Below are 17938 nucleotides of genomic sequence, written 5' to 3'. Positions count from 1 at the left end.
CAATTGGTATGTTTTGTGCGTCATCAGACTTTAGTGAATTAAAAGCTTTTTGAGGAATTAATTAGTTAATACTTAAGGATAACTTGAGTAATTAATGATTTTTTAGATTTCGATATTTGTTAAATTTTTTAAATAAGGTAACTGATAATGTATAACAATAAAAACATTGTTCAAAAAGTTAAAAGCAGTATATGGAGCCGTGTCGTTTTAGGTGCAATGCTTATAGGTATGAGTATGTCGAGCCAAGCTAGCTTGGCTGGTTTTGATTTACAAGATAGCCCAGATATATCAGCTTTATCGCTTGAAACCACATACTTTGAAGAAACTGATGAATTTACTGCCAAAGGTTATGCAAGTGAACTTCATTATAATGGCCTTACGTACCAACTTTACGGCGATGGTAAAGATTACGTACTAGAGGCTAAAATTGATAATAATGGTGACTTTGAAAGTGGCAGTATATCAATAGGTGGTTGGATTACCAAAAAAGACGGCTCAGGCAACGATATAGCCTTACCAGATGGCTACATGCGTTCACCTACTAATCCTACCTTATTAACTGGCGTTCTTTCTCAATTCGGCTTTGAAAACTCAGGAACATTATACTTCCTATTTGAAATAACAGGCGGTGACGCTGCAGACTTCTTTGGTGGCATTAATAGCATTGGTGCTATTATCCTTGCAAAATCAGGTTTTTCTGGGGACTGGATGAGTAATTTTTCAAGTTCAATCGCACAGTCTGATAACGGAGTAGCAGTTCCTGAACCAACAAGCATGTGGTTACTTGGCTCGGGCATTCTTGGCCTAGCGGGTTTTTCTCGCCGCAAAAAAAATAAGTAAATTATAATAGTGGAATGCAGTCTTGAGTTTATTTGCACTGTATTCCACCAACACCTTTCTCAATTTAAAATATTGCTCTTCCTTTTCACTAAGTATTAAGGGTGAACTGTGACTAATGTTATTGAAAATATGAAATATTTTTTGAGCCAAATTTTGGAGCCCTACATGATAAATTTACACAAAAACCATCGCCTTTGGATAACCACTAGTGCAGTGTTAATGGCGTTAACTGTACCAAAGTTATCAACAGCTGCGTTGCTGAACGATACATTAGAACTACCACTGATAGGCTTTAATTCGCAGGAAGTAACTACCAATTACCACGCTGTTGACAATACGTTGATTGTTAATTCATTACCGGTATCACTTACATTTCCAAACAGTCGCCCAATATTCATCAATCCTGTTTCTGGTGGCGAAGAACACTTTATTATTAATATTAGCGTTGATGAAACCGGTGCCTTAATTGGTGGCAACCCAGGCCATGATTTATTCGTTTATGGTGAAGTTGATGTACCCAATGTAGGTACAGTATCGGGTGAATTACTTACCGGTGAGGTCAGTGCTTTTGGCTATTTCAATGCATCATCGAATAACGATATAGTAGATTTTAACTTTACGATCACTGGAGGATTACTGCAAAATTTATTTCCTACAGGCGTAGTTTCTGTCTCTCAAATAATGGAAACCTCAACCTTTAACGGTGATTTTACTGTTGATTTTGAAGGTGAATCTAAAGGTAACTTAGGTGGAATTCCTGCAAAAACCGCTATTATTGGTGACCGTGTATGGTCTGACCTTAATGCCGATGGTATTCAAAACTGTACCGACGGTGGCGCAAACGATAACAACTTCCCAGCTGATGGCATAATCGGTAATGCTGGCGATGCTGGCGCAGAATGTGATGCGGGTGTTGCTAATGTTACTGTTAATTTATTAACAGCTGGTGATGACGGTTACTGTGGCTCAGGTGACGAAATGGTGGTTGATACTAACGCCACTGATGCCAATGGTTTTTACTTATTTAATAATGTTCAGCCTGGTTCTTATTGTGTATCAATAGTGAAACCGGCTGGAACTGAATGTACTACCGAGAATGTCGGTGGTGACAATTTAGTGGATAGCGATTTTGTTGACCAAGGGGATGGCACTTGTCAAACCGTTGATAACAACCAAAACCCTATTATAGTTGCTGCTGGTGACAAAGACCTTTCTTTTGATGCGGGCTTAGTGGGTTCAAGTGCTTCACTTGGCGACCGTGTATGGAATGACCTTAATTTAGATGGTATTCAAAATTGTATCGATGGTGGTGCTAGCAATGCTAGCTTCCCTGCAGATGGTATTCTAGGTAATTTAGGCGATTCTGGTGCAGAATGTAATTCAGGTATTGCTGATGTAACCGTTAACTTATTGTCAACTGGCCTTGATGGCGTATGTGGTACAACTGATGAAATGATTGTTACGTCACAAACTACAGACAGCAATGGTTTTTACTTGTTTGATGATATTACCCCTGGCAATTATTGTATCGCTGTAGTTAAACCTGCAGGCTATGAATGTACTTTAGACAATATGGGCAATGACGATGTTGCCGATAGCGATGTGGTTGATCAAGGCGATGGTACCTGTCAGACGGTTTTTGCAAACCAAAACTCAATTGAAGTTATAGCCGGTAGCAATAACATTACTATTGATGCAGGACTTGTAAGTTCAACTGCAGCATTAGGTGACCGTGTATGGCAAGACCTTAACGGCAATGGTATTCAAGAATGTGCTGATACGAACGGTAATGGCATTGTAGGTGATACCGGTGATATGGGTACTGAGTGTGGCGCTGGTATTGCAGGTGTTGGTGTTTCATTACTAGAAAACCTTGATGGTGATGCAAGTTGTACTTCAGGTGATGAAGATGTAATTGCAAATACCACTACTGATGCAAATGGCTTTTACCTTTTCTCAGACCTTATAGCGGGTAACTACTGTGTAGAATATACGCTACCTAACGGTTATTTATATACGTTGCAAAATCAGGGTGATACAAACTTTGATAGTGATGCAGATGCAGTCACAGGCCGTACAGCTAACGTAGATATTTTGACTAATCAAACTAACTTATCTGTTGATGCCGGCGTTATTGCTCCAGCGTCTATAGGTGATACAGTTTGGAATGACCTTGATCGTAATGGTTTGTTTGTTGATGAATTTGGTGTTGCTGGCATAAGCGTAGAATTGTTTAATTGTAGTAATACTCAGGTAACCGACATTTATGGCAACCCTGTGCTTCCAACAGTTACTGACAGTAATGGCTTATACAACTTCGGTAACTTAAAACCGGGTGGATATACGGTTAAGTTTACTACCAGTGCTGGTCTTGAGTTTACAACTGCTGTTGTTGGTCCTGATGTAATGGATAGCGACGCAGAAAACTTCAACCAAGATGGCACTATGGGTACAACACGTTGTATTACTTTAGCCTCAGGTGAAAGCAACACGGATATTGATGCTGGTATACGTACAATTAATGAATCACGTATTGGCGACTTCGTATGGAATGACACCAATGCTAATGGTATTCAAGACCTTAATGAGTTAAGCAATGGTATAGAAGGTGTACCTGTTGAATTGATGATTTGTGGTGCTGATAACTTCTTAATTTCTACGGGTATAACGACTAATACCAACGCGAGTGGCTTGTACTTCTTTGAAGGCCTTTCTGCTGGTAGTTATGCAGTACAGTTTGATTTAGCTTATTTGACTCAAGCAGGATACATAGTTAGCCCACGCTTTACTGGTATGAGTACCGACGTAGATAGTGATGCTAATCCAAATTCTGGCGCGAGTGAATGTATAGAATTAGGCGTTAGAGACCAAAACCTTACATTGGATGCAGGCGCTTATTTACCGGCTAGTTTGGGCGACCAAGTATGGCTTGATAGCGATAACAATGGCGTGCTAAACAATGAAAATGGTTTAGATGGCGTAATGGTTGAGTTATTCGACTGTAGCAACAGCACTGTTATTGATATCTTTGGTAATGAAGTAACGTCTGTGTTTACTAATTCATCAGGTATGTACAATTTCACTGATTTGGTCCCAGGTGACTATAGAGTTAAATTTACGGCTCCATCAGGTTTAAGTTTTACTAATGCTAATGTTGGTATTGATGAGACTATAGATAGTGATGCAGAGAACTTTGACGGCGATATGGGTACAACCAGCTGTATTACGCTAGGTTCTGGTGAGCAAAATGTAGATGTAGATGCAGGTTTTGTTGCTCCAATAGCCCAATGTGCTTTAGATATTAATGCTACTTGTGCAATTATACCTTCACTGCAACCAGTTAACTTTGTTTGTAGCGATGCTAAGCCGCTAGATACATTATCAATGATTTGGGATGGTCAAGATAATGTAAACATTGTTGCTTATTACGGTAAAACTGATAATACAGAGTTAACGACTCGTAGTAATGTTAACAATGGCGATGTGGTTACTATCAGCGGTTTTGCTGGTGCAGGTAATGACATTGATTGGGAAGTATTCAACGCTAATGGTGATAGTCTAGGTACATCTCGTTTCCATATGTCATGTTCTGACTCTGGTATGAATGGCCCTGAAGATTGTGGTGCTCCGCAAGGTAATAGTAAAAACAATGAAGCAGGCTTATTAAATAGCTGGTTACTAGACGGTTTAGCGGGTGAAAATGGTGTTGCGTTAGTATGTAACTCACCAACTGATCCAATTGCTACTGCGGAAACTTGTACTTATGAAATGCCTACTAATGCTTCGTGTGATAGCAAGCCTGTTAATGTAAGTTTACGTTATCTTGGTGGCGATTGTGTTATTAGCAACACTCAAGGTGGTAAAGCAGAATGTATCGTTGGTGGTACAGCTGGTGACAATGTTCGTATCAAAGTGAGCAATGGCAAAACAGGTAACAAGGCCAAAGTTTTCCTTGATACAGTACAAGCCAATGTAACTATTGGTGATGTTGTTACTGCAACCTCTGCAGCAGCTAATGAAAACGATTTTGATTCAAATACTATAATTGAAATCTTTAGCGCTACAGGTAACTTGGTACAAAAAGTAGCTATGCATACATCATGTTCATTACCTTTAAGTTTAGGTGACCAATATGGTGCAGTTGATTTAGTTGCTATGGATACCAAAAGTGGTCAATCAATATCTGCGGGTGTTGAAATGCTTTATAACTACACCATTGTAAACAACAGTACTGAACGTTTTGTTGATGAAGCTTCTGATAGTTTTGGACCGCTTGGATCTCTTGATCTAGCAGCTCAAGGTGGCAGTGCTGAATTGACTCGTACTCAGTTTGTTTTACCTGGTGTTGATAATGTCTTTAACAACACGCTAACAGTAACGGGTAACCTTAGACCTTCTGGTATAGCTTGTAGTGCTCAAGATACTGTTCCTCTAACGGTTGTAGTACCTGAAAAACCGCCAACACCAGAGCAAGTGCTGACTTGTAGTGACATTAAACCATTAACTGAATTATCAATGATTTGGAATGGCGCAAATGGTACAACAGTTACAACAGCTGCAGGCCAAGTGTTTGAAAATCTACAGGAAGGTAATTTGATTAACTTCATCGTTGATAGAGATGCTTATGGTAATGATTTTGCTGTTACGCTAAGTGGCGCTACTAGTGGTGAATCGGCATTCCATTTGTCATGTTCTGATGACTTTATGGATGGCTCTGATGACTGTGGTTCTGCACAAGGTAACAATAAAAACGATGATAACAGCCTAGTGAACAGCTTTGCATTAAATGGCATGACAGGTGAAACTGGCTCATTTAGCTGTGACTTAAACAATACAGGTGTTGTTGAAGCTGTTTTAGGTGCGCCAAGCAGTGGTTCAGTTGGTGCAGTTAGAGCAGAGTTTAAGGACTTAAAAAAGAAAGAATATAAGTTCTATATTCATAACGATAGTAATAAAGATGTTTTCATAGAAAGCATCTCTGTTGACTGGCCTACTTCTGTAAACGGTGATTTAGTCGAAATCAAGAATGGTGGAGATAAAATCTACGATACTGAAACCCAGGCTTCACCGGTCACTGTGACTAGATGGGAAAAGTCACAAGATAAAAGAAAAATTAAGGCCGATGATAAAAAAGAGATCAAGATAAAGTTTGACGATAAGGTAGATAAAAACATGAATAAGTACTCAGTAGAGATTGAGCTAAGTACTGGTGAAGTAATTACCCTTATGTAAAAATGAATAATTAAATTTTTGATGATTAAAAAGTGCTCACATGAGCGCTTTTTTTTTGTGAAATAATTTATTTTTATATAAAGTTCTCTGCACTCTGCTTTTAGGTAGCATGACTTTATTTGCCCTGACCGATAACTTTGCCAACAAAGGGGGTACTGTTACCTTCAAGTAACAAGTCCGCCCTGTGATAAAGCAGCCATAAGCATCAATAATTGTCATATAACTTGACTGACATTTATAACTATTTCGTTAACGTTAAAACTGCAGATAATATCTGTTTATATCAAATCATAGAGACTATCATTATTTATTGCGATACAGACGCCGTTACTAGAAAAACCATCCTTAAAAATATCGTTATTATTGAGATACTTTGAGAACAATTTTACCTGTGTGTTTCTTTTGTAAGAAAACTTCTTGAGCTGCATTTATTTCTTCTAATGGGAAAGTATCCGCAACAATTGGAAGAATTTGACCTTTCTCAATATAGGTAATTAATTTTTGGAATATGTCTGGGTTCAGTACTGTACAGCCGAAAAAACTTAAATCTTTTAAATAAAGTGTTCTGATATCCAAATCGACTAAGGCCCCGCCAATTGCACCAGATACAGCGTATCTACTGCCTGGTTTTAGCAATTGTAAAAATTGAGGCCACTGTTTTCCAGCGACTAGATCAATAACAACATCAATACTATTTTCACCAAAAGCTTCAATTAAGTCAGCATCTCGTGATATTACTCGATCTGCACCTAGCGCTAATAATTGTTTATTTTTACTTGGACTGGTGATAGCAATGACATACGCTCCACGAGCTTTGGCAAGCTGAATTGCAGCCGAACCAACACCACCAGAAGCACCAGATATTAACACGGTATCCTGAGAAGATACGTTAGCTCTGCTAAGCATATTTTCTGCTGTTGAATAAGAACAAGGGAATGACGCTAATTCGACATCGGAGAGTCGGCTATTAACTTTATAGGCATGTTTGGCTGCGACTACTGTATATTCTGCAAAACCGCCATCACATTCAGAGCCAAAGTACCAAGGCGAATTAAGAGCTTGGCTGTTGGCTTCGTTAAGGCAAGGCTCGATTAGAACGCGGTCACCTATTCGACTTGCACAGACATTATCACCTACGGCAACGATAATACCACAGACGTCAGCTCCTTGAATTCGAGGCAATGCTAACGCCGTACCAGACCAGCCAGCATCAGCGCTATTGCTATCACTTTTTGAATACCAAGCTGTACGAGTATTGATATCAGTATTATTTACTCCAGCGGCAGAAACCTGGATCAGTACATCATTTGAAGTAGGTGTTGGTACTGGAATATCACTACAATATCGGAGATTTTCGGCTCCTCCATGGCCAATAAGTTGGATTCCTTTCATTCTCTTAGGAATTATAGTCATTATTTATCCTCCTTTAAAAGTTGTAATAGCGTGTTTTGTGCAGATGTAACAGCTTTTCGTCCTAGCACTGGCCATGCGCTTGATACCCCTTCATGAAGTAAAAAAATAACCATCGCAAGATCGTTTCTTTTACTTTGTTGGCCTAGAAACTGAAGAACATCTTCTTTGTGCTTTTTAACTGCTTTATTTATAAGATCGTTATCCGGAAAGGCAGCAATAGCATTCATTGACAAGCAACCATGTGGTGCAAATTCATTCATCCATAGTTCAAGCTTATTAAAAATATGTAAAACTGACTCAATACCACGAGCAGGTGAGTCGTTAAGTAGAAAAGTAAGGTACCTTTGATGACGATATTCTAACGCACCTACGATCATCGCTTCTTTAGATGGGTAGTGCTTGTATAGTGTTCGTAAGCTGACCTTGCATGCATTTTTCAGTTGAGCAACGCTTGGTTCAGCAAAACCATATTGGCTAAACGAGTTTTCAAGACTGACAGTAATTTGTTCTCTAAGCATTAGGACTCTATAGGTAGAATGTTTATTCTACACTAAAGGTAGAGTAAACGTTCTACCTTGTCAATATTTTGTTTAGATAATAAGGGGATTTGAAGTTGCTAAACGTTATTGAAAGTCTGATATCAATAACGTTCAAACAAATATAAAATAGGTAAGCTACTATATTTCAATAGCTTAAGCTTTATTGGTTGACTAGTTCTTTAGCTAAGAAATAGAGGAACTCTACTCGTGAACTTAGTCAGCATAGGCTAAGTCTTGTCGTAAATAAGTTAAAGGGGTACGGCAAAAGAACCGAGAAAGCGAAAAATGACATAAATAGGCAATCTGGGCTTTAAAAGATAGTGGTTGCCGTTTAGTAAGTGAAAGTTACGATTATTTATAATTTAGATTAATAAATTTTAGAAATTCCAGTATTAATCCAAATTTTGGTTATATAATAAAGATATAATTAATTAAGTTTTTTGGCACTATTAGCCTATGTTAAAAAATAATCCTATATTACCTGTGATTTTGCTATACCTTTTAATAGCAGCGACTGATGCTAATGGCACTGAAAAATATATATGTGCTACAACCCATTACCCTCCTTATTCTACTTTCGATAATTCAAAAAAAGTATTTACTGGCTCCGATATAAATATAATTCAGTCGCTATCCAAGAGTCTTAAAATCGACATTAAAATTGTTAATTTACCTTGGGCTAGGTTAAAAACAGAAATACCACAGAATAATTATGATTGTTTTTTTTCATTAGGAAAATTTCCTCATAGGGAGGAGTATTTAGACTACACAAGCATACCGACACATGTGACAAAAATTGCAATATTTGCCCCTAAGGGCGATAAAGATATGAATTTAGATTTATCTAACAAAATAGTTGGTGTACATCGAGGTATAAATTTTCATTTGGATATCCCAAGCTTGCATAAACTAGATAAGGCAACTATTCATAAATTCCCGACAAATGACATTTTATTTGAAATGTTAGTGGCAGAAAGAGTCGATGCAATTGTTATGAGTCAAACTGTAGGTGAATACTTATTACAAACTCAACACCCTAATTTTAGGGTAGATGTTCATCATATTAAGAGTTATGAACTCCCTGTGTATTTAGCATTTAGAAAGGGAACGATAAATATTAATAAAGTAAATAAAGAGCTGAATAAAATAAAAAGCGCATCAAACCTCTAAAAGTATCTTTCTTTTTTAGTGCGAATAAGTCATTTAGCCTATAGAACGTATTCGACTTCAGGCTCAAACGACTACATTTATTACTTGCCTAAATAGTTATTTTCACCGACATTACGAAAATTAACCGTTATAACTATAGCCATTGATTTGTTAATGGTTTTTCGATTTAAGTTATGAATGTGAGTTAAAGCATCAATATAGAAAATTTAAATTTAGGCGAGCAATAGTCTTTTAGTCAACTTATTTGCTACACCTAAAACTATTTCAATTAAATAGCCAATTCTTTCTTAAATTCGTCACTTGGTATTTTTAACACATCAATCGCTATGTTTTGCATGGCCTGATAGTGATCTTTCATTGTTTCATCTACATTTACATAATTGAAATTTTGATGACGCCAAAAAGCAGTGGCACCATAAGCGGTAAATGCTTGAAGTGCTTTCACTTCGCTGTTTGCTAATGTGATATGTTTTTGATAGCCGGTTAGCAACTCTTTCCATGTTCTATATGATAAGAAATCACAACTGAGTTAGTCGCTCTATTAATGAAGAGCTCAGCAGCTTTAATGCCTTTTTCTTCACTATTTTGATGCACAGTAGTTATTGGTGGTGTCGAGCGTAAAGCTTCATCAATTCCGTCAAAGCCAACCACTCTAATATCTTCAGGAACCTTAAGACCCATTGCGTGAATTTCTTTAACTGCCGCCAAGGCAATAATATCACTCATGCAAAGTAAAACATCAGGACGAGGGATTGATGTTAGTGCTTCTTTAGCTGCAATTAATGCAAAATGATGATTACTTTTAGGAAGATTCCAAACACGATCTGATCTTAAATTAACATTCGAATCTTTAAGTGCTTGTCTGTAGCCATTTAAACGCTGATGAGAGATAGAACACATAGCATTACTAGATGTGGGTAATTCATATACACGACAAGTTAGATCTGACTCTAGTAGCCTTAAGCCTAATATAGCAACTTCATCATCGGTTGATTTAATAGCCAGCTTTGCAATCTCATAAGCCGCTTTTTCATTGTCTATTCCAACAGAAGCATTTCGGTCTATATCAAAGTCGGCAGTGACGACTTTTTTCGAAGTTACTCTTAGCTGTTCTATTAATTCAGGATTTCTAGGTGAGCCATAACAAATAAAGCCATCAACAAAATCAGCAACAGAATTAATGTTATCTGATATACCTGAAAACAAAAGTAAGTTAACTTTATTTTTTTCTAAAACCGACGACACACCTTTAACAAAGTCACTTGCTACAGGGTCTGTTACCATATATTCAAGGCTATCAGGCAGCACTAAAGCCACAATATTAGACTGACCTTTTCTTAACGATTGGGCTGCTTTATTTGGACCTGAATATCCTAATTTTTTGCACGACTCCAGAATATCAATGCGTTTGTTTTTGGATAGTTGGTCAGGTCTATTGAACGCATTTGAAACGGTGGCATTTGATACACCCAGTTCTTTAGCAACACTTTTAAGCGTCCAAACTTTCTTGTCAATCATGTTTACCTTTTACCGTTATTTTAATAAAAAATCAGCAACTATAGAGTTACTGATTAGTATACTACCGATCTTAAAATATAAAAAACGCTGCATTAATATCTATTTAGCATTATATGTAATACATCATTACTTAAGACAAGTTCAACAAGTTATTTAAGCTGATAGTACGAGAGCTATTATCTTCATTTATTTCAATATGTGCGTTATTTTCCACTAAATCAACCATTAGCGTGATGTTCTGCTGCTCGTATTTCCACGACATTTTCAATGTGGATTTTTCACTGACAATCGAAAACTCACCATTAAAAGCTGCACAATTATTACGTAATTGAATAAGTTCGATCATCGCTATGGTAAACGGTTTCTTTAGCGCTTCTTCAATATCGGTAATATCAAGGTACGGACGATTAATATCCCTACCAACATTCGAATTAGATAATAAGTCCATGGCATTTTTCTCAGCCAACAAACCTGCGTAATATACCTGCGGTGTTCCAGGTGCAAAAAACTGAATAGCTCTGGCAACTAAATAGTCAAAATCACTTTGGCCAAGTGCATCGTAATACGTACAATTTACTTGATATAAATCGACATTACTCGCGGCGGCTCCTGTTGCTTTTTGGCTCTCACCAGCGCTGTTTAGGTGAATAGTTTCCACGAGATTATCAATTTCATGATTACTGAGTAAGCCTGGTTTACCATTCATAGGTCCCACATCAATGATACCGATGCCATCGTGTGTATCTAAAACGGTAATACAATTTTTGGGTGAAACATTTAACCATTTTGCTAGTGCAGTAAAGTCTTTAGTAAAAATGCTGTGTAACACTAAAGGCGGTAAAGCAAAGTCATATACTCGGTCAACTCGCTGTGCAATTTCAATTTGAGTTTGATAATAAGAATGAATTTCTACTAGTGTTTCAATACCTAAATCATTTGCTGCTTTACTTAGCTCATCAATGAACTCAAAGGTTTCATCTAGCATAAAGCAACTGGTGCCTGCTTTTTTCAGCGCATAACCTGCCGCATCTAAGCGGATCATTTTAATATTATTTTCAGAAAATGTTTTTAAAATACGAATTAAATATTCTTTACCTTTCTCTGATGTAATGTCTATATCTATTTGATTATCAGTAAACGTTGTCCAAAAATCGGCACTTTCATTATTAGGTAGCGCAAAGTTAGTAAAGCAACTGCCAGGCCTAGGGCGGTATATTTTGTCTGCATCACTTTTACTTAAGCCGTCAGGGAACACTTTATCTTTTGTTAAAAACAGATCCCAATACGGAGATTTTTGACCATGCTGTAATACACTTTTAAATTCTTTAGACTTAGCCGACATGTGATTAACAATAAGGTCGGCCATTAATTCATGTCCTTCACCTAATGCTTTTATATCGTTCCAATTACCTAATCGGCTGTCAACTTGGGTGTGATCTATCGGGTCGAAACCTGCATCACTTCCGTCAATAGGGAAATAAAATGGCAATAAATGAATACCAGAGAATAAATCTGCTAGCTGATCATTTAAAATGTTGTTTAATGTTTTAGTGTCTGAACCGGTTAACCTATCAATGTAGGTGATTAGCTGAACATTATTTTTCATAACTTTACCATTTAATTTCAAGTTGCATCTTAATCGATTAAGGCTTATGTTTATATACTATGCAACTTTAATCAAGAATAATTTTTATTTTTTAAGTTGTTAAGATGATAAGAATAGAATGCGCATTGAGTAAGGTGTTAATTTTTAGCTATTATTTTGCTAAAAGCCCTTTATTAAATCAATAGGATATAGCGAGTCTATATGCATTTGCTTCTTTATTTGATAAAGCGTTTTATAATTTTGGCTCAATTAGCTTAAAAACTATCAACAATAAAAATCAATTGTATTGCATGGTCAAATATACACACTACAAAGCGTTAACTGTGCTGTTAACCTTTGCTTAGTGTGGTGTTAAGAGTGTAGTTTGGGGGATTATAATTATGACAACAAAATTTAATACGGAGCCATTATCTTTTAAAGAAAAGGTAGGTTATGGCATGGGAGATATGGCTTCAAACTTCTATATGGGGTTCTTTGCGCTGTTCCTGCTTTATTATTACACGGATGTGTACGGTATTTCTGCTGCTGCGGCAGCAACCATGTTATTAGTGACAAAAGTAATTGATGCCATTAGTGATCCTGCAATGGGCTTACTTGCTGATCGTACAACCACTAAGTGGGGTAAGTACCGCCCTTACTTGCTTTGGATGGCAATTCCTTATGCATTGCTTGGTTACCTTTTATTCTTAGGGCCTGAATTTGGTGACACCGGTAAATTAATTTTTGCTTACGTATCTTATTCATTGGTCATGTTGGCCTATACCGCGATTAATGTTCCTTATTCAGGGCTCATGGCGGTTATTCATCCTGAATCAGGCGAACGGACTAAAGCGGCACAATTTAGATTTATTTTTGCCTCAATAGGCTCGCTAGTGGTTGGGGCTTCCGCTAAGCCTTTAGTTGAGTTTTTAGGTGGTGGCGATGAGCTACTTGGTTTTCGCTTAACTATCATTTTATTTGCAGTGCTTTCCGTCGCCGTTTTTTGGTATACCTTTGCAGTTACCAGAGAAAGAGTAATGCCTAAAAAGCATGAGGCTAGTATCAAAGATGATATATCAACTTTATTAAAGAACAAGTCTTGGTTGATACTGGTTGGCACTGGGGTTTTTGTTGTTGTTGGCTTGGTTGCACGTTTTGCGTCAATTGCTTATTACACCAAATACTATATGAATGACGACGGAAGTAATGTGTTTTTGTGGATGGATCAAACCACATTTATTATTTCATGTGGTTTACTAGGGCAGCTATTTGGTGCGCTGATTACCCCTATGCTGGTCGCACGCTTTGAGAAACATAAATTAATGTTTGTTACTAATTTCTCCCATGCAATATTATTGTTTTTTGGCTTTACTATCTCCCCAGATAATGTCGCACTTACAACTATAGTTCACACCCTAGGGATTATTACCTTTGGTATTGCAATCACCTTGTTATTCACCATGTATACCGATTGTGTAGAGTACGGAGAGTGGAATACAGGTAACAATAGTGCAGGTTTAACGGTGTCAGCTTCTATGTTCTCATTGAAGTTTGGCTCTGCTGTAGGTGGTGCATTACCGGGTTTTATTCTTGCTGCATTTGGTTTTGTTGCTAATCAAACCCAAACATCTGAATCAATTGAAGGTATTCGTTACATGTTTAATATATTGCCCGCCGTATTCTTTTTGTTGGGAGCCGTGTTGATACTTTTCTATAAAATTGATCGTGCTCAATTAACACAAATTGAATGTGATTTAGCTGAGCGTCGCAGCTAAGCTAGCAAGGTTATATAATATAAAGGGCATAAGTGAAAATTTACTTATGCCCTTTATTCGTTAACAGCTTAAGTAATCAATAAGCTTGTATAGTAAAAGAACTGTATTTGAATAAACTGCCCCAGGCAAATACTGAGTTAAGACGTATAGCTATTCAAAATTGATCTACAATTCATAAACCAACAAAAGCTGCTAGTTGTTCTATCTAAAAATCATCTTAGTTATCAATAAATAATAACAATACAAAAATTAAATTTAAAAAGTGCTTGCAAAGTAATCACATTTTAAATAATAATTAACTTAATCGATTAAGTTAATTGCAGTATCAAACATAACTATTTTAATAATTAAAAACATACTATAAAAGCAACATGGGGTGACCAAATGCAACAGTTCACATATAAAAAATTACTATTGAGCACATTAACTTTAGCTATATGCTCAAGCTTAAGTGCCGCAGAAATAACCGATGAAGCCGCAGTAGAAAAAAAAGGCTTAGATTTTGAACGAATAGTTGTTACGGGTGCTGCAGGTAAAGGCTCTACAGTTATGGCATCAAGTGTCTCAGTAAGTAGCTTATCTGCTGACCAAATAGAAGTAACAACGCCGAGAAGTTCAGCCGAAGCCTTTAGATCAATCCCTGGTATTCGTTCTGAATCGTCTGGTGGTGAAGGTAACGCAAATATTGCTGTACGTGGTCTTCCTGTAGCTGCTGGTGGCGCAAAATTTCTACAATTACAAGAAGATGGATTACCCATTTTACAATTTGGTGATATAGCTTTTGGTAATGCCGATATTTTTCTTAGACTTGATAGTACAATGTCGTCAATCGAATCAATTCGTGGTGGCTCAGCCTCTACTCTCGCCACAAATGCTCCAGGCGGCATCATTAATATCATCAGTAAAACAGGTGAGTCTGATTCTGGCAGCGTAGCGACAACCATTGGTTTAGATTATGATCATACCCGTACCGATTTTGAGTTTGGCGGCGAGCTAAACGACAGCATGTATTTCCATCTTGGTGGTTTCTATCGTCAAGGTGAAGGACCAAGAGAAGCGGGTTATACCGGTAATAAAGGCGGACAAATTAAAGCCAACATTACTAAAGAATTTGATAAAGGTTACGTGAGACTTTATTACAAGCATTTGGATGATAAAACCATTGCTTACTTACCCATGCCAGCCAGTTCAAATGGCAAGTCAGTGGGTAGTTTCGACCCTTCATCTGATACGCCTCATTCGGCATATTTCACCTCAATATTGAGCACTGACGGTAATGGCAACCTTCGCCGTGCAGACATGCGTGATGGTATGAATCCAACGGTTGACTCTGTTGGTTTAGAAGCTGTATTTGACTTAGGTAATGACTGGTCGATTGAAAACAGATTTAGAACGTCAAGTACGAAAGGTAGTTTTACCTCGCCATTTCCTGAAAGCATTCAAGATAGCCAAACACTTGCTGATAGCTTAGCGGGTACAGGCGCGCAATTGACTTATGCTAATGGACCTCAACAAGGTAGTGCTTATACTGGCGCTAACTTAATGCGTATTCATACCTTTGATGTTGAAATGAGCAACTTAGATTTTATGGTTAATGACTTAAAAATCTTAAAAACTATTGGTGATACCAACATCACTTTTGGTTATTACAAGTCATTACAAAATATCGAGCAATCATGGCTTTGGAATTCTTATTTATCAGAAGTGAAAGGCGACAACGCAGCACTTGTTAATGTTGCAGCGGCTGACGGTACAAGCTTTTCTGATAGTGGTTTAATTGCTTATGGTGTTCCAGCGTGGGGCAACTGTTGTACACGTAACTACGACCTTCAATATGATGTAACAGCACCTTATATTGCCATTAACTCAGTTTTTGGTGATTTTACTATCGATGCAAGTGTTCGTCATGACAGTGGTGAAGCCACAGGTACATATGCTGGTGCAGTGCAATCTGAAATAGACATGAACAGAGACGGCGAGATATCAGTGCCTGAAATGAGCGTATCTTCAGTAAACAATAGTGCGCCTTCTATTGTTAATTATGATTGGAGTTACACATCTTACTCAATTGGTGCTAACTACATTGTAAATGACGATTTAGCTGTTTTTGGCCGACTAAGCCATGGCGGTACCGCTAATGCTGACCGTTTAGCTTTCGGTAAAATTGCAGCTGATGGCTCAGTAGCCGATGAAGATGCTGTTGATGAAGTTGACCAATTCGAAGCCGGCATTAAGTTTCGCAAAGATAAACTATCGGTATTTGCGACGGCTTTCTTTGCTGAAACACAAGAGCAAAATTTTGAAGCAACAAGCCAAAAATTCTTTGACCGTGTATATGAATCATATGGTCTTGAGTTAGAAAGTGCTTACTACATTGGTGATTTTGACATTCGCGGTAATGTTACTTGGACTGATGCAGAAATCACCAAAGACGGTGTTAACTCAGCTTCAGTGGGAAATACTCCAAGAAGACAAGCTGACTTTGTTTATTCACTTACTACTCGCTATAACTTTGAGCAAGGCTCTGCGGGTCTTAGTTTAATAGGTACTTCAGAAGCTTATGCGCAAGATGGTGGTGATCAAAGTGCAGACGATATCCTTAAATTTGATGGCTACACGCAAGTAAATGCCTTCGCTCAATATTACCTTTCAGACACGTTTAGCATTGCTTTAAATGTTAATAATCTGTTTGACACTACAGGTATAACAGAAGCTGAAGAAGGTAACATTCCTGCGAATGATATTATCAGAGCAAGAACGATTAACGGCAGAACAAGTAGTATTACGCTTAAATACGACTTTTAATTTGTCATTAACAACGAAAGACACAATGCAGTAAGAACAAGCCCATTTTATATGGGCTTTTTTTTGAGGTTTATTCACTGAATTGATATTAAAATTTTATAATATCAGTGTAAAGTCGTGATGATACTTATAGATTATATAAAGGTTTTATCTATTTAGTTTGTTAATGCCATATTAACTATACCAATACAAATAAATAAAAAAAGTCATTATCTACCAGCATAATCTTCTTGTTGTAAAAACACATCAACAGCCCTGATCCACTTTAATTAAAACAACCATGATGAGATTCCTACCTCTGCAAGTTATACAAACTTGTCTGTAAAAATTTCAATAGAATAATATAAAGTTATAAAGCTAATAATTTTAAATTATATTAATAATGTTTATTAACAGTGACTTAAGTTATTTGTTAGGTTTGGCACGAATAAAGCATTAAGTACTACGTAGTTTGAAACTAAATTAATTCAAGGGGAATACTATGTTGAACTGGGCACTTACATTTTTAGTTGTTGCGATCGTTGCTGCAATATTTGGTTTTGGTGGTATCGCAGGAACAGCAGCAGGTATTGCTAAAATTATATTCTTCATCTTCGTTGTACTATTGGTTATCTCATTAATCGCTAATGCCATCCGTGGTAAATCACCAAAAATTTAAGGAAAAAATTATGACTTTTATAAAAAAATTATCAACAACAATGATCACACTTGTAGCGGTATTAGGTTTAGCCGCATGTACTGGCGACAAAGCGGAAACAGCGGGTGAAAAAGTAGATGAAATGGCACATGACGCTGGAAATGCTATGAAAGATGCAGGTGATAAAATGGGCGATATGGCCACTGATGCAGGCAATGCCATTGAAGATGCCTGTGAAGAAGCAAAAGAAGGTGTAAACGCTAAAGATACAGACTGTTAAACATTAATTCGATAATTACACCAAAAGGCCTATATAGGCCTTTTTTATTGCCTATCTGAACATTTATTCAAGTTATGTAGGTAAATATTTCACTTGTTTATATAGTTACTGTTCTATAATGAAATTGAGAAGCTCTCGTTAGTT

12 protein-coding genes are annotated in these 17938 nt (G+C 37.2%); 7 read left to right on the top strand and 5 right to left on the bottom strand.

The features are described 5' to 3' along the window. The first annotated feature begins 147 nt into the window (after window positions 1-147). Both H4J50_RS11220 and H4J50_RS11215 read left to right on the top strand, forming a co-directional pair. Complete coding sequence (locus H4J50_RS11220) at window positions 148-840, top strand: PEP-CTERM sorting domain-containing protein (protein WP_182256444.1); 693 nt, start codon at window positions 148-150, stop codon at window positions 838-840. A 165-nt stretch (window positions 841-1005) separates the two neighbouring features. After that, window positions 1006-6072 carry an SdrD B-like domain-containing protein gene (locus H4J50_RS11215; protein ID WP_182256442.1) on the top strand — a complete coding sequence of 1689 codons (5067 nt, stop codon included), beginning with the start codon at window positions 1006-1008 and terminating at the stop codon, window positions 6070-6072. A gap of 360 nt (window positions 6073-6432) precedes the next feature. On the opposite strand, the gene H4J50_RS11210 is transcribed toward H4J50_RS11215, so the two are convergent. Next, window positions 6433-7485 (bottom strand): alcohol dehydrogenase family protein, encoded by a 1053-nt coding sequence (locus tag H4J50_RS11210; RefSeq protein ID WP_182256440.1) that lies wholly within the window; start codon window positions 7483-7485, stop codon window positions 6433-6435. Then, window positions 7485-8003: a TetR/AcrR family transcriptional regulator gene (locus H4J50_RS11205; RefSeq protein WP_108457645.1), complete on the bottom strand. Its 519-nt coding sequence runs from the start codon at window positions 8001-8003 to the stop codon at window positions 7485-7487. Before H4J50_RS11205 ends, H4J50_RS11210 begins: the two co-directional genes overlap by 1 nt. Window positions 8004-8480: 477 nt before the next feature. Between H4J50_RS11205 and H4J50_RS11200 the strand changes: the two genes are divergently transcribed. After that, window positions 8481-9194, top strand: a complete 714-nt coding sequence (locus H4J50_RS11200) for an ABC transporter substrate-binding protein (RefSeq protein WP_182256438.1) — start codon at window positions 8481-8483, stop codon at window positions 9192-9194. A gap of 268 nt (window positions 9195-9462) precedes the next feature. On the opposite strand, the gene H4J50_RS11195 is transcribed toward H4J50_RS11200, so the two are convergent. The 3 genes from H4J50_RS11195 to gtfA all read right to left on the bottom strand — a co-directional run bounded on the left by H4J50_RS11195 (window position 9463) and on the right by gtfA (window position 12318). Beyond that, window positions 9463-9639 (bottom strand): hypothetical protein, encoded by a 177-nt coding sequence (locus H4J50_RS11195; RefSeq protein WP_182256436.1) that lies wholly within the window; start codon window positions 9637-9639, stop codon window positions 9463-9465. A gap of 38 nt (window positions 9640-9677) precedes the next feature. Next, on the bottom strand, window positions 9678-10712 hold the full coding sequence (locus H4J50_RS11190; protein WP_108457642.1) for a LacI family DNA-binding transcriptional regulator: 1035 nt from the start codon (window positions 10710-10712) through the stop codon (window positions 9678-9680). Between the two features lie 130 nt (window positions 10713-10842). Then, entirely contained in the window at window positions 10843-12318 is a 1476-nt protein-coding gene (gene gtfA / locus H4J50_RS11185; RefSeq protein ID WP_182256434.1) for a sucrose phosphorylase, read from the bottom strand. 380 nt (window positions 12319-12698) lie between these two features. Between gtfA and H4J50_RS11180 the strand changes: the two genes are divergently transcribed. The 4 genes from H4J50_RS11180 (at window position 12699) to H4J50_RS11165 (ending at window position 17794) form a co-directional block, all read left to right on the top strand. Continuing rightward, window positions 12699-14072, top strand: a complete 1374-nt coding sequence (locus tag H4J50_RS11180) for an MFS transporter (RefSeq protein ID WP_108457641.1) — start codon at window positions 12699-12701, stop codon at window positions 14070-14072. Window positions 14073-14456: 384 nt separating this feature from the next. Beyond that, complete coding sequence (locus tag H4J50_RS11175; RefSeq protein ID WP_182256432.1) at window positions 14457-16877, top strand: TonB-dependent receptor domain-containing protein; 2421 nt, start codon at window positions 14457-14459, stop codon at window positions 16875-16877. A 481-nt stretch (window positions 16878-17358) separates the two neighbouring features. Then, window positions 17359-17535: a DUF1328 domain-containing protein gene (locus H4J50_RS11170; protein ID WP_108457639.1), complete on the top strand. Its 177-nt coding sequence runs from the start codon at window positions 17359-17361 to the stop codon at window positions 17533-17535. A 10-nt stretch (window positions 17536-17545) separates the two neighbouring features. Beyond that, the gene (locus H4J50_RS11165) at window positions 17546-17794 is read left to right on the top strand and encodes a hypothetical protein (protein ID WP_108457638.1); all 249 of its coding nucleotides are present in this window, start codon (window positions 17546-17548) and stop codon (window positions 17792-17794) included. The last annotated feature ends 144 nt before the right edge of the window (window positions 17795-17938 follow it).

It is taken from the genome of Colwellia sp. 6M3 (assembly GCF_014077595.1).
Lineage (GTDB): Bacteria > Pseudomonadota > Gammaproteobacteria > Enterobacterales > Alteromonadaceae > Cognaticolwellia.
Note: the sequence above shows the minus strand (reverse complement) of the source record. Positions and strands in the feature narration are given on the sequence as shown.